The sequence below is a fragment of the Vagococcus humatus genome, from assembly GCF_003950325.1.
Classification (GTDB): Bacteria; Bacillota; Bacilli; order Lactobacillales; family Vagococcaceae; genus Vagococcus_C; species Vagococcus_C humatus.
In genome coordinates, this window is the sequence record NZ_PXZH01000008.1 from 1 (window position 1) to 22,903 (window position 22,903).

The window sequence follows — 22,903 nt, forward strand, 5'->3', positions numbered from 1 at the left end:
GCCTAACGGCGTGGGGGTTCAAGTCCCTTCACCCGCATCAAGAAGATAATAGCCGGCTTAGCTCAGTTGGTAGAGCATCTGATTTGTAATCAGAGGGTCGAGGGTTCAAGTCCTTTAGCCGGCATTAGAGAGTTAAAAACTCTCAACTTTTTTATTTTATGAGTTTGCGGAAGTAGTTCAGTGGTAGAACATCACCTTGCCAAGGTGGGGGTCGCGGGTTCGAACCCCGTCTTCCGCTTTCTAAGAACATAAAATAATTAAGCCGGGGTGGCGGAACTGGCAGACGCACAGGACTTAAAATCCTGCGGTAAGTGATTACCGTACCGGTTCGATTCCGGTCCTCGGCATTATGCGCCCATAGCTCAATTGGATAGAGTGTCTGACTACGGATCAGAAGGTTAGGGGTTCGACTCCTCTTGGGCGCGTATTGCGCTTTTTTTTATAAAATTAAGATATTTCGGGAAGTAGCTCAGCTTGGTAGAGCACTTGGTTTGGGACCAAGGGGTCGCAGGTTCGAATCCTGTCTTCCCGATTATAATGAAAAGAGTAGCTAATATTAGCTACTCTTTTTTTGTTTATTAGAAAATATAGGGCTATTTATGAAATTGCTTACAAAACGATTGGAATAAAATAATAAAACCTAAGTTAATCAGAATATTATGCTTAGATGCGTTATAATATGAATGAATTTGGGTTGGAAACAGAAAGGAATGAACATTGAATGGATCTTAGAGAAGAAGCTTTACAAATGCACTGTGAAAAACGAGGTAAAATTTCAATAGAAAGTAAGGTATCGGTTAAAAATAATCATGATTTAGCCTTAGCTTACTCACCAGGAGTTGCAGAACCATGTAAAGAAATCCATCAAGATGTTTCAAAAGCATATGAATATACATCTAAAGGAAATTTAGTAGCAGTTGTATCTGATGGAACTGCTGTTTTAGGTTTAGGTAATATTGGTCCAGAGGCAGCAATGCCTGTAATGGAAGGTAAAGCTATTTTATTTAAAGAGTTTGCTAATGTGGATACGATGCCTTTATGTTTAGATACACAAGACACAGAAGAAATTATTGAAACAGTTAAAAGATTAGCTCCAACTTTTGGTGGAATTAACTTAGAAGATATTGCCTCACCAAAATGTTTTGAAATCGAAAAACGGTTGGATGAAATGCTTGATATTCCAGTTTTTCATGACGATCAACATGGCACGGCTATTGTCGTAGCTGCTGGTGTCATTAATGCGTTAAAATTAACAAATAAAAAATTAGATGAAGTAAAAGTTGTTTTAAATGGCCCAGGTGCAGCAGGCACAGCTATTATGAAAATGTTACTGGCTATGGGAGTAACCAATGCAATTGTATGTGATCGTGAAGGAATTTTGGATGAAAAACGAGTGACAGGTCATAAATTAGAATTAGCTCAAGCAACTAATCCGGAACATGTTACTGGAACATTAGCAGATGCGATTGAAAATGCTGATATTTTTATCGGTGTGTCAGTAGCTAATGCCTTAACTAAAGACATGGTTCACAAAATGAATAAAGATGGGATTGTTTTTGCTATGGCAAATCCTGTTCCTGAAATAATGTATGAAGATGCGAAAGCATGTGGTGTTAAAGTTATGGGCACAGGTCGCTCAGATTTTCCAAACCAAGTTAACAATGTGTTAGCTTTCCCAGGTATTTTTAGAGGAGCATTAGATGTAAGAGCGACAACTATTAATGATGAAATGAAAATAGCAGCAGCTTACGCTATTGCAGAATTAATTGCTGAAGAAGATTTAAGGGAAGATTATATTATTCCAAGTCCATTTGATCCAAGAGTAGCTGATCAAGTAGCTAAATATGTAGCTGAAGCAGCAGTAAAAACTGGTGTGAATCAGATTTAAATTGATTAATAATTGAGGGGGTTATAAGTGTGGTAGATTACCGAATTGAACAAGATTCTATGGGAGAAATAAAAGTATCGACATCTGCTTTATGGGGGGCACAGACCCAACGAAGTTTACAAAACTTTCATATAGGTTCTGAAAAAATGCCGCAACCACTTATTTTTGGATTAATTCGTTTAAAAAGAGCTTGTGCTATTGTGAATTTAAAAGAGGGCAAGTTAGCTGAAAATTTAGGGACTAGCATTGTTGCTGCCTGTGATGAGATTTTAAAAAATCAAGCTGAGTATTTAGAGCAATTCCCTTTATGTTTGTGGCAAACAGGTAGTGGTACACAAACAAATATGAATACAAATGAAGTTATTGCACATTTAGCTACAAGTCTAGGAGGAGAGACTGTCCATCCTAACGATCACGTGAATATGTCTCAAAGTTCTAATGATGTTTTCCCAACTGGTATGCATATTGCTAGTTATACACAAATCAAAGAAAACTTAATTCCAGAATTAAACTTGTGGATAAAAGAATTAAAAGAACTTGAAGAAAGTTATGCACAAGTGATTAAGATTGGTAGAACTCATTTACAAGATGCGACACCTTTAACGTTTGGTCAAGAAATTAGCGGCTGGCGGAGTATGATAGAACATAGTTTGCAAGCAGTGGAAACTTCTAATGAAACTCTACGTTATTTAACCATTGGTGGTACAGCGGTAGGAACTGGTATTAATGCCTCTAAAACTTTTGGTGAAGAAGTTTGTTTAGAATTGAGTGAAGAGACTGGTTTTGAATTTTTAAGTGAAGAAAATAAATTTTTTGGCTTAACTAGTCATCAAAATATATCTTTTGCACATGGGGCTTTACGCGCTTTAGCCAGTGATTTGATGAAAATTGCTAACGATATTAGATGGTTAGCTAGTGGTCCTCGCTGCGGAATAGGTGAATTAACTATTCCAAGTAACGAACCAGGTAGCTCGATTATGCCAGGAAAAGTTAATCCGACTCAAGCTGAAGCTTTAACCATGATTGCTACACAAGTTATGGGAAATGATACAACGATTCAAGTTGCAGCTAGTCAAGGTAATTTTGAATTGAATGTCTTTAAACCAGTTATTATTCATAACTTCTTACAAAGTGTGACATTACTAACAGAGGGCATGATTTCTTTTAGAGAGAAATGTCTACATGGTCTAGTAGCAAATGAAGACCGAATGCATGAATTATTAGTTAATTCTTTGATGTTGGTAACAGCATTAAATCCTCATATCGGTTATCAAAAGAGTGCAGAAATTGCTAAAAAAGCCTTACAAGATAAAACGACTTTAACAGTAGCTGCTGTTACATTAGGCTATGCAACAGAAGAAGAATTACAAGATTGGTTAAATCCTGAAAATATGTTATAAAGAGATAAAATTAGTAAATAGCAAATCATTTCTAGAAGACGGCTAGAAAATGATTTGCTATTTTTCGCTTATTTTTACTAATGTGATAAAAATAGGTATACTGAAGAAAAGGCTGATAGAAAAGGAGAGCTGACAGATGTTAAAACATATTGTTTTATTTAGTTTTAAAGACGCTAAAAGAGAAAGTAATTTAGAAGATGTTAAAAAAATTAAACAGGAGTTAGAAGCATTGCCTCAAAAAATTGACGGCTTAATTTCACTACATGTGGTAATCGAGCCAGAATCATCTAGTAACCGAGATTTGATGTTAGAATGTGTGCTAACAGATAAAGAAGCGTTAAGTTATTACGCAACACATCCTGAACATGTTAAAGTGAGTCAAAAGATTGGTGAGATAATGGAAAACCGGACAGTCATCGATTATTTTTTAGAACATTAAGCTAAACCTATATAAAAAACCTTAAAGAAATAAGTTTCTTTAAGGCTTTTTTTCATCATGCAAAAATAAGTGGGAGATAGAACTATCAATTAAAGGAGAATCTTGGCTAATTTTTCCGTGTTCTAAATATAATAGACGTTCTCCTACCAATTGAATTAATTCTAAATCATGGGTGATAATTAATAGTAATCTCCCTTTTTTAGCTGCGAGTTGGATAGCTTTAGCCACTTGGGTTAGATGATAATAATCCAAGCCACTAGTTGGTTCATCTAAAATTAAAAAAGAACGTTGGCTTAAAAGAGCTAGGGCTAAAGCTAGTCGCTGTTTTTCTCCCCCAGATAAGTTAAAAGGATTGTGATTTAAAACAGGTTTTAAATTAAGACATTGAATCATTTCTTTTAACTCTTTTTGATCAGTTGAAATAGATAAAAGTTCTGCCAAAACAGTGTGTGCGGTAAATTGATAGGTAACTTCTTGTGGCACAAGCCAAGATAGGGTTGTTTTTTTTCTAATAGTTTGGCCATTAAGCTTTAGTTTCGCTTTCTTTTGCGGTAAAAAACCACATAGAAGATGAACCAATGTAGTTTTGCCTGCGCCATTTTTTCCAGCAAGTATGTTAACTTGTTGATTACTTAGTGATAAATGTTCAATGGATAAAACAGGATATTGACGTTTATATGCAAAACAGGCAGGAGCCATCACTAGTTGTTGCAACTTTTCTGAATGTTGAAATTTTGGTAAAGGTGCTACTTCAAACTGTAAAGCGCGAAGCCCCATTTTTTTTCTTTGTTGAGTAGGTAAAGCGATTAATTCTTGGGTAGTAAATATTTGTAAGTTGCCTTCATCTAAGTAAAAGTAGCGGTCTGCTAACTGAAGTAAATAGTAGAGACGATGTTCAGCAATAATCAAAGTGGTACCTAACTGTTTGATGTGCCGTAATACATCAGCTAACTTTAAAATAGTTTCTTGATCAAGGTGACTACTAGGCTCATCTAAAATAAAAATAGCAGGCTCATGAATATAAGCAGCCGCGCAAGCTACTAGTTGTTTTTGTCCACCAGATAAGTGATACATGGAAGTGTCTAATAAATCTTCTATGCTAAATAAAGCGGCGATTTTAGTGATTTGTTGCTGGGTTTGCTCTGAAGACATCCCTAAATTTTCACATACAAGAGTTAATTCATCTCGGACTCTGTCGCTAAAAAACTGTGTTCGTGGATTTTGAAAAACACTTCCAATTAATTTGACACGTTCAAAAGTGGAGAAGTCTTGCCAAGATTTATCTTGAAAAGTTAACTCACCTTGCAGAGACCCTTCTTCGACTAACTGAGGAAGTAATTGATTCAGTAGTAAAAGTAGCGTGGTTTTTCCGCAACCACTTTTTCCGCAAAGCACCACACATTCACCTGGTTGAATTTGAAAGGTTAAATGATTTAAAGTCAAGGGAGCAGTAGGGTTATATTGATAGCTAAGCTTAGTTGCTTGGATCATAAAAAACTCCTCCAAACTATCAAACCTAGACTACTTGTTGCAACTAGATAATCTAGGAAAGTAAGTGATGTTAGTTTTGAAACAGGTCTAGTTTCTAGCTGATTAATACCTTTAGCTAGGGCTGCCATAGTTAATTCTTGTGAACTTTGAATGGCCGCGTGAAGCAAGACGATTAAGGTTCTTTCTAGTCGTTTAAAAAGAGAAGAATGAGGCACTCTCATTTTTTGTAGTCGAAAGGTATGTTTAAAATCCTCTTTGAAGTGAGGAATAAAGCGAAACATAACTGTGATTGGTAAGATAAGATACATAGGTAGTCGGCATTTTTTTAATAAAAGAATCCAATCAGAAAGTAAGCTAGTCCGAATTAATAGACTACCTGCTAAAAAACAAGGATACAGTAGTAGAAACACCATAGCTAGTTGTCCGAAAGAATGACCTAAAAAGCTTTTAAAATAAGGTAAAGCTATTAGAATACCAAGCAAAACTAAGTAAATACTGCCGTATAAGAGACTTCGTTTTCTTTCTTTCTCCAAAAAGAGTATGCTTAGTAATAAGCCGACTAACACAGTTTGTTGTACTGGGTGAAAAGGGATAAATAAAAAAATATGGGTGATAAATAATAGCAAACATTTGATTTGAATGTTAATCATACAAGTCACTGATTTGTTTTGAACTAGTTTGACCAAAGTGTTTTGCTACGAGTTTTTGTCCGTAAATACCACCTAAAATAGCACCAATTAAAATGAAAAACATTAACAGGATAAAGAAAGTAGGCGTAACATATTGAAACATGCCACTAATGTAAGTGGCTGTTTTTCCTCGGCTAGTTAGATTGTCGATATATTGTTGTTTCATAAACCAAAGGGGCAGTAAAGGGCCAGTTAATCCGTAACTAAATAAAATATAACCTAAAAGTGATTTGTGTTTAGTTTGAAAAGTTGTTCGGTAAGTAAACCAATCAGCTAAGCCACTAAATCCTAAGTTAGCTATAATAGCTAAAGGAAAATGACCTGATAAGAGTAGAAAAGTTCCCATAACTAGACTAAAAATAGTGATGGCTCCAAATTTTGGTACTTGTTTCAGTAATAAAAAATAAATGGAACCAGTTGTTAAAGCAGCTACAGCTGGTAAGAGAAAATTGCCTAAAACAGGTAGAGTGAACATACAAATAAATGTAACAAGTCCAATGGCTAAAAAATAAAGAGCAGAGAAGATACCTGCTGTCATTAAATCTTTGGTAGTTAGATGTTTCATAATAAGACGAGTCCTTTCTAGATGATAATTATTTTTAATTAAAACCATGTTCATTTTAGCATAAAGTATGGGGAGTTTCATGGGTGACAGGTTGTCGATATTAAATTAGTGTAAAGTTATTTGACATTTCATTTAATCTATTTTTTAATACTTAAAGAAGCTATAAAAAAGCAAGGAGGTTTTTTCATGCGTGTTTTAATAACAGCAGGAGGAACAACTGAAAAAATTGATGAAGTGAGAGCTATTACTAACCATTCTACTGGTCGGTTAGGAAGTTTAATAGCTGATTATTTTTATGAAGCAGGGGCAACAGAGATTGTGTATATATGTTCAGAACAAGCTAAACGACCTAAACACATTCAGAAAATGAGAGAGTTACCTATTGTTTCTGTTCAAGATCTTTATCAAACCTTAACTAAGGAATTGATATCAGCTAGTTTTGATATTGTGATTCATAGTATGGCAGTAAGTGACTATTATCTTGAAGGAACAGCCAGTCAAGATGTTTTAACAACAGAAATTGTGAAACAATTAAATCAGCATCCAGATATGTCACAAGAGGAGGCGGTTAAACAGGGATTAGAATTAGCTTTTCACGAAATGACTTCAGCTAATCAACCGAAAAAGATGAGTTCCGCCTTACCTACAGTTTATTTTCAGTTAAAACAAACCCCTAAAGTCATTCGGCAAATTAAAAAGATTCAACCCCATGCTACTTTAGTTGGATTTAAATTATTAGTAGATGTAGATTCAACAGAATTGGTTCAGGTAGCTAGTCGGTTGATGGAAAAAAATGATGCAGATTATGTATTAGCGAATGATTTGTCACAGATTAAGGGAGATCAGCATGTAGGGTATTTATTACAACAAGATGGTAGTTATACCTTATTTCAGACAAAACAAGCGATTGCTAAAGGCATTGTAGAGGCGACTATGAAGGGAGTTAACTAAAGTGAAAAAACGTGTGGTATTAGGTGTGACTGCAAGTATTGCCGCTTATAAAGCAGCAGAAATTGTTTCCGCGTTAAAAAAGCAAGAGATTGATGTGCATGTAATTATGACAGAACATAGCACTCACTTCATTACTCCTTTAACGATGCAAATTTTATCTGAAAATCCAGTGCATGTAGATGTGATGACGGAACCTTCTGTTGAAAGAATTAATCATATTTATTTGGCTCAAAATTCTGATTTATTTGTGATTGCTCCAGCAACAGCCAATATTATTGGAAAGATTGCGAATGGATTGGCAGATGATATGCTTTCTACTGTTAGCATGGCGGTTCCAAATGAAACGCCTAAGCTTATTGCGCCAGCTATGAATACGAAAATGTATGAAAATAAAAGTATGCAACATAATTTACAGCAAATAAAAGAGTGGGGATTTAAAGAAATTACCCCTGTATCAAAAGTATTAGCATGTGGGGATATAGGAATAGGTGGATTAGCGCAAGTTAATCAAATAGTAGCAGCTATTTTAGATGAACTGGGACAGACGTCTATTTAACTAATCAAGATAAAATGACTGGTCACGAAAAAAATAAGCGCCAGTTATGTTAAACCAGTGTGCTAAAAATTGACTTTATTAAATAAATAAATAGGCTCTATCTAGTTTTAAAAGCTAGATAGAGCCTATTTTTATTACAAATATGTTTCAATCGTTTCAAGAAATGTTGCTTCATTGTTAGCAATGGTTCCGTTTAATTTTATTAAACCAATGGTATATAAGTTAGCATATGGAAATTGAGATTCAGCTATTTCTTGTAAGGCAGCTAATTTTTTAGGGTTAGTTGCTCCTTGCTGACGACTATCAGTAAACAAGCCGATAATGGGAATATTTGCTTGATAGGCTACACCGATTTCTGATGCTACTCCAACGTCAATCACTGGTCCATCTAGGACAGCTAACATCAGTTTGCTATTTAAAAGAGCGTCAGTATCATATTTAGCAATGAGTTTAGAATCAGCGTAGCTATTTTTGTCATTGATACTCATTTGTTCTTGGGGAACGTAAAAGGTTTCATTTGGAAATGTTTCTCTTAGTTGTTGTACCAAATACTGGTTATATTGTTGCTCCATATTAGAAAAAAGTGGGGCAGCATAATAAATTTGTTTCATCCTATTTTTCACTCCTATTATGAAAAGTATATTACGAACTATTCTTAGAATACCTCATATTGTAATATAATGTAAAAGGATTGTTACATCTAGACCGATTTTTATTAGTATAATGATAAAGCGAACATGAAAAAGAAAGGTGATGTAACTTTTTGAAATCTAAATATTGGCTTTATCTAGGGTTATCTACTTTGTTTTTCGCTATCTTGTCACCTATCACTGTCCAAGCAGCTTCTGTTTCTGATATGAAAGCAGAAGAAGCAAGAGTGAAAGAAGAAGGAGCTAGCCTAAACCGAGAGATTGATGCAGTAGTTAAACATATTAATGAAAAGTATCAAGAATTAGCTAAAATTGAAGAAAAAATCACTACTTCAAAAGAAAATATAGAAAAAACAGAAAAAGATATTCAACAAACTCAAGGAAGTATTGATAAACGAACTGAACTAGTTGCTAACCGTATGCAAAATTTGCAAGTCAATGGAAGTAATCAAGGGTCTATCCAAATGTTGTTAGAGTCTGAAAACTTTTCTGATTTTATTAATCGTGCTTATGCAGTAACTGTTCTTCAAAGTGCTGAAAAAGCAAAAGTAATGTCACTTTATCAAGATAAAGAACATTTAAATCAATTAGAAACTCAACTAAAATCTAGTCAAGATACGTTAGAAAAAGAGCAACAGCAAGCTAAAACTGAGCAGTCTGAGTTAGATCAACAAGTTAAAGGATTACAGGCTAAACTTGCTAAAAATGAAACAACCTTGCGACAAGTGACAGAACAACGTATGGCTAAAGAAGCTCAAGCTAGAGCAGAAGAATTAAAACGTCAACAAGCAGAAAAAGAACGTCAAGCAAAAGAAAAGGCAGCTGAAGAGGAAAAAGCAGCAGAACAAGTGCAGCAAGTACCAACTCAACCTGAAGAAAAGCCACAAAAACCTGAGGTAGAGGTGCCAACTCAACCTACTCCGCCAACAGAAGTGACGCCACCTTCAGGCATGGTTAACGGTCAAGCAACGGCTTATATTGCAACAGGTAACAACACAGCAACAGGAACTGTTCCTGGAGTTCATCGTACGATTGCCGTTGATCCTTCTAAAATACCTTTAGGCTCAAGAGTTATGATTCAAGTACCTAGTCTGCCTCAGTATTCAGGTATTTATGTCGCTGAAGATACTGGTGGTGCAGTTAACGGAAATATTATTGATATTTTTGTCGGAAGTCAAAGTGAAGCCATAATGTTTGGTAGACGGGCTATTTTGTTTTCAGTTTTAGGTTAATTAGTATAAATAACTCAAATTTTAATAAATATATGACAAGCTTTCTCTAATACTTTAGAGGAAGCTTTTTTCTTTGAGTAAAGTAACTTTCTTTCCCTTTTTAAAAAACTCTAGTATAATAAAGGTCAAAGATAGTCAATGAAATGAGGTGTCGTAAGTGACTAATCACAATATGTCTGATTTAATAGAAGAATACATTAAACAGTTATTGGAAGAAGAAGGATTAGTTGAAATCAGACGAACAGATATGGCAGACCAATTTCAGTGTGTTCCTTCTCAAATTAATTATGTGATTAATACACGCTTCACAGTTGGACAAGGATATCATGTGAAAAGTAAGCGAGGTGGTGGTGGTTATATTCGTATTCAAAAAGTCGAATTAAATCATCACGGAGACCTGTTATCAGAGTTGGAAGATTGGATTGATCAAAAATTATCCGTAAAAGATAGTATGGCAATCCTCCAACAGCTGTATAAGTATGATATTATTACTAAGAGAGAGGCAAATTTATGTTTGTCTTTATTAAGTAGTGATGCTTTAAAATTGTTGGATAAAACCACAGAAGAAAAAACTCGAGCTTGTATGATGAAGCGGCTTTTTGAGCGTCTTCGTTATGAAGAAAAGGAGTAGTGACTTATGGATGAAATGTTTACAGAAAAGGCTAAAGCCGTTCTGGTTATTGCCCAGGAAGAAGCTAAAAACTTTCGTCATCAGTCCGTCGGTTCAGAGCATTTGCTTTACGCATTAGTCATTGAACCAGGAGGTATTGGTGGAAAGATTTTAAGGCAAGCGGGTATTACAGAAGAAGATATCCGAGAAGAAATTGAAAAATTAACAGGCTATGGCATGGTTCGGGGATATAGTAAAGGCATTTATTTACCTTACTCGCCTAGAGCTAAAAAAATATTAACATATGCAAGTGATGAGGCTAAGCGCTTAGGAGCTCCTCATGTAGGGACAGAACATATTTTATTAGGAATATTGCGTGATGAAGAAATTTTAGCTACACGTATTTTGCGTAACTTTGGCTTGGATTTACAAGGAACTCGTCAAACGGTACTGAAAAAAATAGGTATTTCAGATCCTAAAAGTCAAAAACAATTATTGAAAAAAACACCTAATAATAATCAAGCAGTAGCAGAAGCTGGTACACCTACCTTAGATTCACTTGCAAGAGATTTAACTCAGTTAGCTAAAGATAATCAACTAGATCCAGTTGTTGGACGGAAAGAAGAAGTTCAACGATTAATTCAAATTTTAAGTCGTCGAACTAAAAATAATCCTGTTTTAGTTGGCGAACCAGGTGTGGGTAAAACAGCTATTGCTGAAGGTCTTGCTCAAAAAATTATTGCTGGAGAAGTGCCAGAGGAAATGACTAAAAAACGCTTAATGATGCTTGATATGGGCTCATTAGTGGCTGGTACAAAATATCGAGGCGAATTTGAAGACCGAATGAAACGGATTATTGAAGAGATTTATCATGATGGAGATGTTATTTTATTTATTGATGAATTACATACGCTTATTGGAGCTGGTGGGGCAGAGGGAGCGATTGATGCTTCCAATATTTTAAAACCTGCTTTAGCTAGAGGGGAATTGCAAACGATTGGGGCAACCACCTTAGATGAATATCAAAAGTATATTGAAAAAGATGCAGCGCTTGAACGTCGTTTTGCAAGAGTACAAGTAGATGAACCTACAGCAGATGAAGCTATTGAAATCTTACAAGGACTTCGTTCACGTTATGAAGAACACCATAGAGTAACGATTACCGATGAAGCGGTCAAAGATGCTGTTCATTTATCTATCCGCTATATTAACTCTAGACAATTACCAGATAAAGCCATTGATTTAATTGATGAAGCCTCTGCTAAAGTGCGGCTAAGTGCTGCTTACAAAGCTTCTCCTAAAGTGAAACTTCAACGAGAATTAGATGGGTTGAAAGAGCAAAAAGAAGAAGCTATTCAACAACAACAATTTGAACAGGCAGCGAACCTTCGAAAAGAAGAACAAAAATTAGAAGAAAAAATTATAGCCTATGAGAAAAAACATGCAAATGAAGATCATTATGCTAACCAAGTGGTTGCTGAAGATATTGCAGAAGTTGTGTCTCAATGGACTGGAGTTCCTCTTCAACAATTAGAGAAAAAAGAAAGTGAACGCTTGCTTCACTTAGAAGAAGAATTACATAAACGAGTGGTTGGTCAAGATGAAGCAGTGGTTGCAGTAGCCAAAGCAATTAGACGGGCGCGAAGTGGTCTAAAAGATCCAGGGAAACCAATTGGATCCTTTATGTTCTTAGGGCCAACTGGTGTTGGTAAGACAGAATTAGCTAAAGCTTTAGCTGAAGCAATGTTTGGCTCAGAAGATTCACTTGTTCGAATAGATATGTCTGAGTTTATGGAAAAATACACGACGAGTCGTTTAATTGGTTCGCCTCCAGGTTATGTAGGATACGATGAAGGTGGTCAATTAACAGAAAAAATTCGTCAAAAACCTTACTCAGTTATTTTGTTTGATGAAGTCGAAAAAGCCCATCCTGATATTTTTAACGTATTACTTCAGGTGTTAGATGATGGTCATTTAACAGACGGAAAAGGTCGTAAAGTTGATTTCCGTAATACGATTATTATCATGACATCAAATGTGGGAGCTACAGCTCTTAAAGAAGAAAAATCAGTTGGATTTAATGTACTGGATATCACTCAAGATCATAAAGCTATGCAAAGTCGAATTTTAGAAGAATTAAAAAAATCATTCCGTCCAGAATTTTTAAACCGGATTGATGAAACGATTGTCTTTAAATCTTTAGATAAACCAGAATTACGTGAAATTGTTAAAATTATGAGTCAATCGATTGTGAAGCGTTTGGCGGAACAAGATATTCAACTTAAAATTACTCCAGCAGCTTATGATGTGATTGGGCAAGTTGGTTTTGATCCGGAATATGGAGCTAGACCGATTAAACGAGCTCTTCAGCGTGAAGTGGAGGATCGTTTAAGTGAAGCGTTACTATCAGGTCAAATTAGTTTAGGCGATAAAGTAACGATTGGTGCCTCAAAAGGCGTAATCACTTTAAATGTTACTGAGTCCAACTCTCATGAGAGTGAAAAAGTTAAAGCATAAGACAAAATGAAAAGAAAGTTGATAAGTCTCATACTTATCAACTTTCTTTTACTGTTTGTGAAATGGGACTTGGCTTTACTAAGCGGCTATGATAGGATTATTCTTAGTTATTTGAAGGAGGAAACCTTGTGAACATTGAAATAACAACAACGGTTGAGTCAATTGAACAAGCGAAACAGCTTTTAGAAAAAGGAATAGATACACTTTATTTTGGTGAGGAAACATATGGTTTGCGTTTACCTACTTCTTTTTCACGAACTGAACAACAAGAGTTAGTTGAGTTGGCTCATAGTTATGGTAAAAAAGCAACAATTGCTGTGAATGGCATCATGCACCCAGATAAGATGGCCACTATTTCTGAATATTTAGATTTTTTGGCACAAATTAAAGTAGATGCTATTACAGTAGGAGATCCAGGTGTTATCTATTTATTAAATAAAGGAGATTATCCTTATTCCTTTATTTATGATGGACATACCTTAGTCACAAATGCTCGTCAAGTTAATTTTTGGGCTAAAAAAGGAGCGGTCGGAGCAGTTATCGCTAGAGAAGTTCCTTATGAAGAGTTAAAGGCTATGAGTTCTCATTTAGATGTTTGGGGAGAAATATTAGTTTACGGTGCAACGTGTATTCATCAGTCTAAACGGCCCCTTGTTCGTAATTTCTTTTCATTTATTCAAGCAGAAGAATCTGTTGGAAAAGAAAGAGATTTATTTATATCAGAACCTAAAAAACCAGAAACTCACTATTCCATTTATGAAGATACCCATGGCACTCATATCTTTGCGGATAATGATTTGAATTTAATGGGGCAATTAGATAAATTAGTTGAGTCTCAGTTTACTCACTGGAAGTTAGATGGTCTTTATACACCAGGAGATAATTTTGTGGCTATTGCAGATTGTTTTATTCAAGCTCGTCAGTTGATTGGTGAGGGAAAATGGACGACAGAGCAGATGAACCGATTAAACGAACAAATAGAAGTATTACATCCTAAAGGTCGTGGCCTAGATACTGGTTTCTTCCTAATGGATCCAGACGAAGTTAAATAAGGAGTTTAAGTAATGACAACTAAACAATTAAAGCGTCCAGAAGTGCTAGCTCCTGCTGGCACACTTGAAAAATTAAAAACAGCTATTCATTACGGAGCAGATGCTGTTTATATTGGTGGAGATGCTTATGGATTAAGAAGTCGTGCAGGGAATTTTAGTTTTGAAGATATGGCTGAAGGTGTGGCATTTGCCAAAGAGCACAATGCCAAAGTATATGTAGCAGCGAACATGGTTACTCATGAAGGAGATGAACAAGGGTCTGGCGAGTTTTTTAGAACACTGCGAGATATTGGGATTAATGCAGTGATTGTTTCTGATCCTGCTTTAATCGAAATTTGTGCGTTAGAAGCTCCTGGCTTACCTATTCATTTGTCTACGCAAGCCTCTGCTACTAACTATGAAACACTTGAGTTTTGGAAAAATGAGGGCTTAGAGCGAGTTGTTTTAGCTAGAGAAGTTTCAATGGAAGAAGTTAGAGCGATTCGGGCTCATACAGATATTGAGATAGAAGCATTTATTCACGGAGCTATGTGTATTTCCTATTCAGGTAGATGTACATTGTCTAACCATATGTCTAAGAGAGATGCAAACCGTGGAGGATGTTCTCAGTCTTGTCGCTGGAAATATGATTTATTTGATATGCCAATGGCGGATACAAGACGCTCTCTTTTAACTAGTGGGGAAGTTGAAGAAGAAGATTTCTCTATGAGTGCTGTTGATATGGCAATGATTGAACATATTCCAGATTTAATTGAGGCAGGTGTAGATAGCTTCAAAATTGAAGGACGGATGAAATCAATTCACTACGTTTCTACAGTAGCTAATGTTTATAAAGCAGCCGTGGATTCTTATATGGCAGATCCTGATAATTATGTTTGTAAGCAAGAGTGGCTAGACGAACTATGGAAAGTTGCTCAAAGAGAATTATCTACAGGTTTTTATTATCAAACACCTAGCGAAGAGGAACAATTATTTGGACCACGACGCAAAATTCCTGTTTATAAATTTGTAGGAGAAGTCTTGGCCTATGATGATACAACAGGTTTGGCGACTATTCGTCAAAGAAATCATTTTAGTGTGGGAGATGAAGTGGAATTTTATGGTCCAGGATTTAGACATTTCCATCAACCTGTTACAGAAATGATCGATGACAAGGGAGTTTCTATTGAACGAGCTCCTCATCCAATGATGGTTTTAACAATGCCAGTTATCTCTCCTGTTGAACCTGGGGATATGATTCGTAAGAAAAAATAAAATCTTTTTATCAAAACAACCTGTGAATAAACTATTCACAGGTTGTTTTTTTGACAAGGGGTAATTCCATGACATTAATGGGAGATATGTTAGAATAAAAATGAGATATCTATTAGAAAATGAAAGAGGTGAAAAGATGCAATCATTCGATTATATCGTTATTGGCGGTGGCAGTGGTGGGATTGCCTCAGCTAATCGAGCAGCACTTCACGGAGCTAAAGTTTTGTTAATTGAAGGTCGTTATTTAGGAGGAACTTGTGTCAATGTAGGCTGTGTACCTAAAAAAGTTATGTGGCAAGGCAGTGAGTTATTCCATCAAATGATGACAGAAACAAAAGCTTATGGTTTTGATGTAACGAGTCAAGACTTTGATTTTTCTACATTTGTAGCTAACCGAGATAACTATATTCAAAGACTTCGCCAATTATATCAACAAGGTTTGGATCAAAATGGTGTTCAAGTTGTTTTTGGCTTAGCTCGCTTAAAAAATCAACAAGAAGTAGTCGTTAACGGAGAGAGTTATATTGGCAAACATATTTTATTAGCAACAGGTGGAGCCCCAGTTATTCCAGAAATACCAGGTGCTGAATATGGTTTAACTTCCAATGATTTTTTTGACATGAGGGAATTACCTAAAAAAGTCGCTATTATTGGTTCTGGTTATGTAGCAGTCGAACTAGCTGGAGTTTTAAGTCATTTTCAGGTGGAAACTCATTTAATTTACCGACATGATCATGTTCTACGTTCCTTTGATAGGGAAACGGTTAGTCATTTAGAAGAGCTTTATAGAAAAGAAGGTCTTCATTTACATCCTTATCAAGAAGTTCAATCAGTTAAAAAGCAGTCACAAGGTTATCAGTTAAACTTGAGTGATGGTAGTTTTTTACAGGTAGATTTGTTTATTTGGGCAGTTGGTAGAAAACCGATGACTGACTCATTAGGATTAGAAACAACAGGTGTTAGGGTAAATGAGCAAGGATATATTCAAGTAGATGAGTATCAAAATACAAAGGTAGCAGGTATTTATGCCTTGGGAGATTTAACTTGTCAGCCCCATCTTACTCCAGTAGCCATTAAAGAAGGTAGACAACTATCTGAACGTTTATTTAATCATCAGGTAGATGCTAAAGCAGATTTAACCTATGTTCCTACAGTTGTTTTTTCACATCCTCCACTAGGGACAGTTGGATTAAGCGAAGAGGAAGCTAGGCAAAAGTATCCAGATGAGCTTATTACAGTTTACACGTCTCAATTTAATCCAATGCGTTATGCATTACTGTCTCATAAGTTGCCTGCTTTTTTTAAATTAGTGTGTGTAGGTAAAAAAGAGCAAGTCATTGGATTACATGGTGTAGGAGAAGGAATGGATGAGTTATTGCAAGGATTTGCTGTTGCCATGGGATTAGGTGCTACTAAAGCAGATTTTGACCGAACAATAGCTATTCATCCGACAGCAGCAGAAGAGTTTGTTACGATGACTAGAAAAAAGGATTAGATTTTAATAATGTATTTTATTTTTACAGCTATTTAGACTATAATAGTTATGTATTGATAATTATTATACTATACAAAAACATATAAGAAGGGAGATTTAATGATGAGCATTTTAACGTTAGCGCGTTTTCAATTTGCTATGACGACAGTCTTTCACTTTTTCTTTGTACCACTTTCGATTGGACTAGGCTTAGCTGTAGCAATTATGGAAACTATGTATGTCGTCAAAAAAGACGAAAAATACAAAGATATGACGAAGTTTTGGGGGAATATCTTTGCCTTAACATTTGCTGTAGGTGTTGTAACAGGGATTATCCAAGAGTTTCAATTTGGGATGAACTGGTCAGAGTATTCTAGATTTATGGGGGATATTTTCGGGGCACCATTAGCAGTGGAAGCTTTATTAGCATTCTTTATGGAATCTACTTTTTTAGGCCTTTGGATGTTTACTTGGGATAAAGTAAGTAAAAAAATGCACTGTGTCTTTATGTGGTTAGTAGCATTTGGTTCTACTTTGTCTGCTTTATGGATTTTAGCAGCCAACTCATTTATGCAAAATCCTGTAGGCTTCAAATTAAATGAAGCAACAGGTAGAGCAGAATTAACTAGTTTTGGTAAATTATTAACCAACCATCAATTATGGTTAGAGTTTCCTCACGTTATTTTTGGTGCTTTTGTAACAGGTGGTTTTATTATTGCAGGTATTTCAGCATTTAAATTGTTAAAAAATAAAGATAAGGAATTTTTCCGTACATCTTTAAAATTTGGTTTAATTATGGGTCTTATTTCTTCTATTTTAGTGATTGGTGCAGGTCACTATCAAACACAAGCTATTATTGAAGATCAACCAATGAAGTTTGCAGCAACAGAAGGGTTATATGAAGATACTGTTGATAAAAATGTTCCTTGGAAATTGATTGGAGCGTTTGATACTGAAAATCATAAAGAAGGAGCTTCCATTGAAATTCCTTATTTATTGAGTATCTTAGGTAGTTCTCACGAAGGTAGTTTCAAAGGAATGAATACTATTAACGAAGAACTAAAAGAAAAATACGGAGATCAGTTGAATTATTACGTACCAACTAAAACTCTTTTCTGGAGTTTCCGAGTAATGGCAGGATTTGGTAGTGGGTTAGCTGCCTTAGCTATTTTAGCTTTACTACTACTTAAAAAAGATCGTCTATTAAAAATTCGTTGGTTACTATGGATTGTTGGTATTTGTACATTCGTTCCATTTGTAGCTAATACATGTGGGTGGTTAATCACTGAATTAGGTCGTGCTCCTTGGACAGTTTATGGTTTATTTACTATTGCAGATAGTGTTTCTCCAAGTGTAACGGCTAACCAATTGTTATTTAGTAACATTGTCTATTTCTTATTGTTTACTGTTTTAGGAGGAGTATTAGTCTTCTTAATTTACCGTGTGTCTAAGAAGGGTCCATACGCTAAAGCTGAAGTAACAGATAATGTAGATCCTCTAGCAAAGGAGGCTTTCTAAAATGGCAATGACAGGTTTACAAATGTTATGGTTTATCTTAATCGCAGTACTTTTTATTGGCTTTTTCTTTTTAGAAGGATTTGACTTCGGTGTGGGAATGGGTATGCGTTTCTTAGCTCATAACCGAGAAGAAAGAGATGTTTTAGTTGCAAGTATTGGACCAGTGTGGGATGGTAATGAGGTTTGGTTAATTACTGCTGGTGGAGCGTTATTTGCTTCTTTCCCAGAGTGGTATGCTACATTATTTAGTGGCTACTACATTATTTTATTCCTGATTTTAGCAGGATTGATTTTACGTGGTGTTTCGTTTGAGTTTAGAGCTCATATGCATACAGACAAGGGACGGAATATTTGGGAATGGGCAATGTTTATTGGTAGTTTCCTAGCACCTTTCTTATTCGGTATGATGTTTACTAGCATGGTAAAAGGTATGCCAATGGGAGCAGATAAAAATATTTATGCCACATTTGGCGACTATGTTAACTTGTTCTCTGTTGTAGGGGGAGTAGCAGTTACATTGATTTGCTACATTCATGGTTTAAACTATATTCGGTTAAAAACTCATGGACCTATTCGCTACAGAGCAGAACATCAAGCTAAACGTTTGTACCCACTTTTATTTATCGGTTTAGTTGTTTTTGCTATTTTAGTGAAAACAGAAACAGATTTCTTTGATTTAAGACCAACATCTACTTTGCTTCTTTTAGGATTTATTGTGTTAAGTGCTGTAGTAGCAGCAGTAAGTACCTTTAAAGGGAAAGAGTTAGCATCATTTTTAGCAACAGGTTGTATTTTAGCAGGTGTGGTTATCCTATTATTTAATGGATTATTCCCACGTGTGATGGTAGGATCTGTTGAAGGAGTAAAAGAAGCTTTACTAATTACGGAAGCATCAAGTTCTCCTTATACATTAAAAGTTATGACCTATGTAGCATTTGGTTTACTTCCATTTGTTTTAGCTTATCAAGCATGGTCATACTATATTTTCAGTAAACGACTAAAGGCAGGAAAAGTTGAGGGATAAAAATGATTGATAAGAATTTATTTCGAATCAACCGAATCAAACCTGTTCTTATAGGGCTTGCAGGACTAGCAGTTCTGCAGGCTCTTTTGATTATTGGTCAAGCCTATTTTTTGTCAAAAGGAATTAGTCAGTTATGGAAGGGAGCTACTGTAGCAAGTCAACTAGCTCCTATTTTCATTTTTTTCGCCTGTTTTATGGGTCGTCAGCTAATTAATTGGCTTAGAGATAAGGCTTTAGATGACTATGCGTATAATCAATCAGAGTTGATTCGTCAACAGTTGATGACAAAACTATTTAATTTAGGACCTCAGTTCATTCAAAAAGAAGGAACGGGGAATACAGTAACAACAGCGATTGAAGGAATTAGTCAAGTCGAAAACTATTTACATATTATTTTGCCTAAAATTACTAATATGATGGTGGTTCCTTGGGTTGTTTTAATTTTTGTTTTGACCCAAGATATTCGTTCAGGAGTTGTTTTATTTTTAGTTTTTCCTATTATTATTATTTTTATGATTGTATTAGGTTATGCCGCAAGAGCTAAAGCGGATAAACAGTATGAAGGGTTTCAAATTTTAAGCAACCATTTCATAGATTCGTTGAGAGGGCTTGAAACATTAAACTTACTAGGTTTAAGTAAGCGTTACGGAAAAAATGTTTATCAAGTCAGTGAAAATTATCGTTTAGCAACTATGGGAACATTGAAAATTGCTATTTTGTCCACCTTCGCTTTGGATTTTTTCACTACATTGTCTATCGCAGTGATTGCTCTTTTCTTAGGGTTACGACTGATTAACGGAGAAATGCCTTTATTTCCAGCGTTAACCGTGTTAATCTTAGCGCCTGATTTTTTCATGCCGATTCGCGATTTCGCTAATGATTATCATGCTACGTTAAACGGAGGAAATACCCTTAAAAGTATTTTTGCTATTTTAGATAAAGAAAATCCTTTAGAGCAAGGAACAGATAGTTCATTACCCCTGTTTCAAGCTAACAGTGAGTTGGCGCTAAATCAATTATCTGTTCAATATCAAGCAGATAAATCCGACTTAGCTTTAGACAACATCGACTTTAACTGGCAAGGTTTTGGAAAAATCGGTATTATCGGGTTATCTGGCTCTGGCAAATCTACGCTAATCAAAGTATTAGGTGGTTTTTTACCAGGGACTAATAAGCAGGCTATTCGTATGGATGGGATAGATTGTCAGCATCTAATGCATCCTGATTGGCAAAAACAATTAGCTTATATCCCTCAAGATCCTTATATTTTTCATGATACATTAAGATATAATATTGCGTTTTATGTACCAGAGGCAACAGAAGAAGAGGTACATCTAGCTTTAGAAAAAGCTGGCTTAGGGCAATTAGTTCATTCTCTTCCTGATGGGTTAGATACAGTGATTGGTGAAGGAGGACAAGCGCTAAGTGGTGGCCAACTTCAACGGGTTGCTTTAGCTCGGGCCTTTTTAGATCAATCTCGGAGAATTTTATTATTTGATGAACCGACAGCCCATTTAGATGTGGAAACCGAAGCGGAACTTAAAGCAACTATGTTACCATTATTTGATCAACGTTTGGTATTTTTTGCTACCCACCGTTTGCATTGGATGAAAGAAATGGATTATATTTTAGTTTTGGATCACGGAAAACTTGTGGAACAGGGAACTTATGAAGAACTGTCACAAAAAGAAGGGTATTATCAGGCTTTTGTAAGAAAGATTAGGGGGGAAGTATAAGATGAAACAATCCTATCTTGTGTTAAGTCGCAAGGATAACTGGGTACGTCCCTATTTTAAAAAATATAAAAAACTTTTAGCTTTGGTGTTATTCCTAGGCTTTTTAACTTTTTTTTGTGGCAGTGCATTAATGTTTACCTCAGGATTTTTAATCAGTAAATCAGCCACTCAACCTTGGAATGTGTTAGCTGTCTATGTTCCGATTGTTTTAACTCGGGCTTTTGGAATAGGCCGGCCTGCCTTTCGCTATGCAGAACGTTTAGGAAGTCATAATTGGGTGTTGAAAATGACTTCAGATATTCGGCTTAAATTGTATCAATCCTTAGAAACACGAGCAACACGAGCTAAAGAAGAATTTCAATCTGGTGATATACTCGGTATTTTAGCTGAGGACATTGAACATATTCAAAATCTTTATTTAAGAACAATTTTTCCTACTTTAATTGGATTATTACTGTATGTATTTATTGTGGTAGCATTTGGTGCTTTTTCTCTACCATTTGCTCTATTAATCTTACTTTTATTAGGGATTTTAATTGTTTTTCTACCCTTGGCTTCCGTGGCGGTAAATCAAGGTCGCTCTTACCGGCGCAAAGCTAAAAGACATGTGTTGTATAATGAATTAACAGATTCTGTTTTAGGGGTAGGAGACTGGCAGTATAGTGGACGTTATGAAGATTTCTTAGATCACTATAGTCAATCATTAAAAGCAGTTAGACAAGAAGAAGCTTCTCTTAATCGGTCTAAACGAATTCAAGGGACTATTGTTCAATTTGTTTTTGGCTGGATTGTGGTGGCTATCTATATTTGGGTAGGAAGTTATTTCTATCAAACTAATCAAGATAACTTGAACTGGATTGCTGCTTTTGTTTTAGCAACATTTCCTTTAATGGATGCTTTTGGGCCTATTAGTCAAGGGGTGGCAGAATTACCGATGTACGAGGACTCTACAAGGCGTTTACATCAATTGCCTATTCCTAGTGATAAACCAGAAAAAAGTGTCTCAGAAGAGGTTTTAGCTAAGTTAACAGGTAAGATAGACGTGAAAGATTTGTCTTTTACTTATAGTAATCAAACTTTACCAATTTTTACTGAGTTTGATTTAACTATTCACCCAGGAGAAACGGTGGCAATTCTAGGTAAAAGTGGGACAGGCAAAACAACTTTAGCTAAATTATTACGTGGAGACTTACTTCCTTCAAAAGGGGAGATTACTTTAGATGGGTTATCCTTGGAACACTTAGAGCCTAGTATGTCTAAAGTGATTGGTGTGTTAAATCAAGCCCCTCATTTGTTTAATACCTCTTTGTATAACAATGTGCAGCTAGGTAATTTAAATGCCTCTGAAGAAGAAGTTATGCGAGCAATTTCGCAAGCCGGTTTAGATCCAGTTATTGCTAAATTAGCTGATGGGGTCCAAACGCTAGTTGAAGAAGGAGGCAAACGTTTTTCCGGTGGAGAACAGCAACGAATCGCTTTAGCTAGGATTCTCTTGCAAGATACGCCTATTGTCATCATTGATGAACCAACGATTGGTTTAGATCCAATTACTGAAAAGTCTTTATTAGAAACGGTGTTTAAAGAATTAGAAGGCAAAACAGTTATTTGGATTACCCACCATCTTTTATCCATTGAGCATGCGGACCGAGTGGTATTTTTAGAGAAGGGTCAAGTAAAAATGGATGGTACCCCAGAAGAATTATCTATGAGAGATAAACATTATCAGGCACTTTTAGCTTTAGATTATGTATAAAATGTGGTGAAATGCCTAGATTTTTTTAATCTAGGCATTCTTTTTAAACTTTTTTGAGTTGTAATCTTTACACTTTTTCTTTTTCTAGGTAAGATTGAATACGA

19 protein-coding genes and 5 tRNA genes are annotated in these 22,903 nt (G+C 35.6%); 20 read left to right on the forward strand and 4 right to left on the reverse strand.

Features of this window, described 5'->3' with window-relative positions:
• Positions 1-51: 51 nt before the first annotated feature.
• The 8 genes from C7P63_RS09835 to C7P63_RS09870 all read left to right on the forward strand — a co-directional run bounded on the left by C7P63_RS09835 (position 52) and on the right by C7P63_RS09870 (position 3,727).
• Positions 52-124, forward strand: a tRNA-Thr gene (locus C7P63_RS09835).
• A gap of 42 nt (positions 125-166) precedes the next feature.
• A tRNA-Gly gene (locus tag C7P63_RS09840) sits at positions 167-238 on the forward strand.
• A 23-nt stretch (positions 239-261) separates the two neighbouring features.
• Positions 262-347: transfer RNA gene (locus C7P63_RS09845), tRNA-Leu, on the forward strand.
• Between the two features lie 4 nt (positions 348-351).
• Positions 352-425, forward strand: a tRNA-Arg gene (locus tag C7P63_RS09850).
• A 33-nt stretch (positions 426-458) separates the two neighbouring features.
• Positions 459-532: transfer RNA gene (locus C7P63_RS09855), tRNA-Pro, on the forward strand.
• A gap of 189 nt (positions 533-721) precedes the next feature.
• Entirely contained in the window at positions 722-1,888 is a 1,167-nt protein-coding gene (locus C7P63_RS09860; RefSeq protein ID WP_125943989.1) for an NAD(P)-dependent malic enzyme, read from the forward strand.
• A 29-nt stretch (positions 1,889-1,917) separates the two neighbouring features.
• The gene (fumC, locus tag C7P63_RS09865; RefSeq protein WP_125943990.1) at positions 1,918-3,288 is read left to right on the forward strand and encodes a class II fumarate hydratase; all 1,371 of its coding nucleotides are present in this window, start codon (positions 1,918-1,920) and stop codon (positions 3,286-3,288) included.
• A 136-nt stretch (positions 3,289-3,424) separates the two neighbouring features.
• The gene (locus C7P63_RS09870; protein ID WP_125943991.1) at positions 3,425-3,727 is read left to right on the forward strand and encodes a Dabb family protein; all 303 of its coding nucleotides are present in this window, start codon (positions 3,425-3,427) and stop codon (positions 3,725-3,727) included.
• Positions 3,728-3,766: 39 nt separating this feature from the next.
• On the opposite strand, the gene C7P63_RS09875 is transcribed toward C7P63_RS09870, so the two are convergent.
• The 3 genes from C7P63_RS09875 to C7P63_RS09885 are packed head-to-tail and all read right to left on the reverse strand — an operon-like array spanning position 3,767 to position 6,472.
• Positions 3,767-5,218 (reverse strand): ATP-binding cassette domain-containing protein, encoded by a 1,452-nt coding sequence (locus C7P63_RS09875; protein ID WP_125943992.1) that lies wholly within the window; start codon positions 5,216-5,218, stop codon positions 3,767-3,769.
• Positions 5,215-5,868, reverse strand: coding sequence for an energy-coupling factor transporter transmembrane component T family protein (locus tag C7P63_RS09880; protein WP_125943993.1), 654 nt, complete (start codon positions 5,866-5,868; stop codon positions 5,215-5,217). Before C7P63_RS09880 ends, C7P63_RS09875 begins: the two co-directional genes overlap by 4 nt.
• A complete protein-coding gene (locus C7P63_RS09885; RefSeq protein WP_165863819.1) occupies positions 5,861-6,472 on the reverse strand; it encodes an MptD family putative ECF transporter S component in 612 nt (203 codons plus the stop codon). Before C7P63_RS09885 ends, C7P63_RS09880 begins: the two co-directional genes overlap by 8 nt.
• A 186-nt stretch (positions 6,473-6,658) precedes the next feature.
• On the opposite strand from C7P63_RS09885, the gene C7P63_RS09890 reads away from it, so the two are divergent.
• Both C7P63_RS09890 and C7P63_RS09895 read left to right on the forward strand, forming a co-directional pair.
• Positions 6,659-7,423 (forward strand): phosphopantothenoylcysteine decarboxylase domain-containing protein, encoded by a 765-nt coding sequence (locus C7P63_RS09890; protein ID WP_125943995.1) that lies wholly within the window; start codon positions 6,659-6,661, stop codon positions 7,421-7,423.
• A gap of 1 nt (position 7,424) precedes the next feature.
• Positions 7,425-7,979, forward strand: a complete 555-nt coding sequence (locus C7P63_RS09895; protein WP_125943996.1) for a flavoprotein — start codon at positions 7,425-7,427, stop codon at positions 7,977-7,979.
• 134 nt (positions 7,980-8,113) lie between these two features.
• Here the strand turns inward: C7P63_RS09895 and C7P63_RS09900 are convergent, their stop codons facing one another.
• The gene (locus C7P63_RS09900) at positions 8,114-8,590 is read right to left on the reverse strand and encodes a nucleoside 2-deoxyribosyltransferase (protein WP_125943997.1); all 477 of its coding nucleotides are present in this window, start codon (positions 8,588-8,590) and stop codon (positions 8,114-8,116) included.
• Between the two features lie 152 nt (positions 8,591-8,742).
• Here C7P63_RS09900 and C7P63_RS09905 point away from each other — a divergent pair, with 152 nt between their 5' ends.
• The 10 genes from C7P63_RS09905 (at position 8,743) to cydC (ending at position 22,799) form a co-directional block, all read left to right on the forward strand.
• Positions 8,743-9,861 (forward strand): coiled-coil domain-containing protein, encoded by a 1,119-nt coding sequence (locus C7P63_RS09905; protein WP_125943998.1) that lies wholly within the window; start codon positions 8,743-8,745, stop codon positions 9,859-9,861.
• Between the two features lie 157 nt (positions 9,862-10,018).
• Complete coding sequence (locus C7P63_RS09910) at positions 10,019-10,492, forward strand: CtsR family transcriptional regulator (protein WP_125943999.1); 474 nt, start codon at positions 10,019-10,021, stop codon at positions 10,490-10,492.
• 6 nt (positions 10,493-10,498) lie between these two features.
• Complete coding sequence (locus tag C7P63_RS09915; protein WP_125944000.1) at positions 10,499-12,988, forward strand: ATP-dependent Clp protease ATP-binding subunit; 2,490 nt, start codon at positions 10,499-10,501, stop codon at positions 12,986-12,988.
• A 128-nt stretch (positions 12,989-13,116) separates the two neighbouring features.
• Positions 13,117-14,040 (forward strand): peptidase U32 family protein, encoded by a 924-nt coding sequence (locus C7P63_RS09920; protein ID WP_125944001.1) that lies wholly within the window; start codon positions 13,117-13,119, stop codon positions 14,038-14,040.
• A gap of 12 nt (positions 14,041-14,052) precedes the next feature.
• A complete protein-coding gene (locus tag C7P63_RS09925) occupies positions 14,053-15,294 on the forward strand; it encodes a peptidase U32 family protein (protein WP_125944002.1) in 1,242 nt (413 codons plus the stop codon).
• A gap of 136 nt (positions 15,295-15,430) precedes the next feature.
• Positions 15,431-16,789, forward strand: a complete 1,359-nt coding sequence (gorA, locus tag C7P63_RS09930) for a glutathione-disulfide reductase (RefSeq protein ID WP_125944003.1) — start codon at positions 15,431-15,433, stop codon at positions 16,787-16,789.
• 102 nt (positions 16,790-16,891) lie between these two features.
• Positions 16,892-18,286: a cytochrome ubiquinol oxidase subunit I gene (locus C7P63_RS09935; RefSeq protein WP_125944004.1), complete on the forward strand. Its 1,395-nt coding sequence runs from the start codon at positions 16,892-16,894 to the stop codon at positions 18,284-18,286.
• Between the two features lie 7 nt (positions 18,287-18,293).
• The gene (gene cydB, locus C7P63_RS09940; protein ID WP_125944059.1) at positions 18,294-19,310 is read left to right on the forward strand and encodes a cytochrome d ubiquinol oxidase subunit II; all 1,017 of its coding nucleotides are present in this window, start codon (positions 18,294-18,296) and stop codon (positions 19,308-19,310) included.
• A gap of 2 nt (positions 19,311-19,312) precedes the next feature.
• A complete protein-coding gene (gene cydD, locus C7P63_RS09945) occupies positions 19,313-21,046 on the forward strand; it encodes a thiol reductant ABC exporter subunit CydD (protein WP_125944005.1) in 1,734 nt (577 codons plus the stop codon).
• Position 21,047: 1 nt separating this feature from the next.
• A complete protein-coding gene (gene cydC / locus C7P63_RS09950; protein ID WP_125944006.1) occupies positions 21,048-22,799 on the forward strand; it encodes a thiol reductant ABC exporter subunit CydC in 1,752 nt (583 codons plus the stop codon).
• The last annotated feature ends 104 nt before the right edge of the window (positions 22,800-22,903 follow it).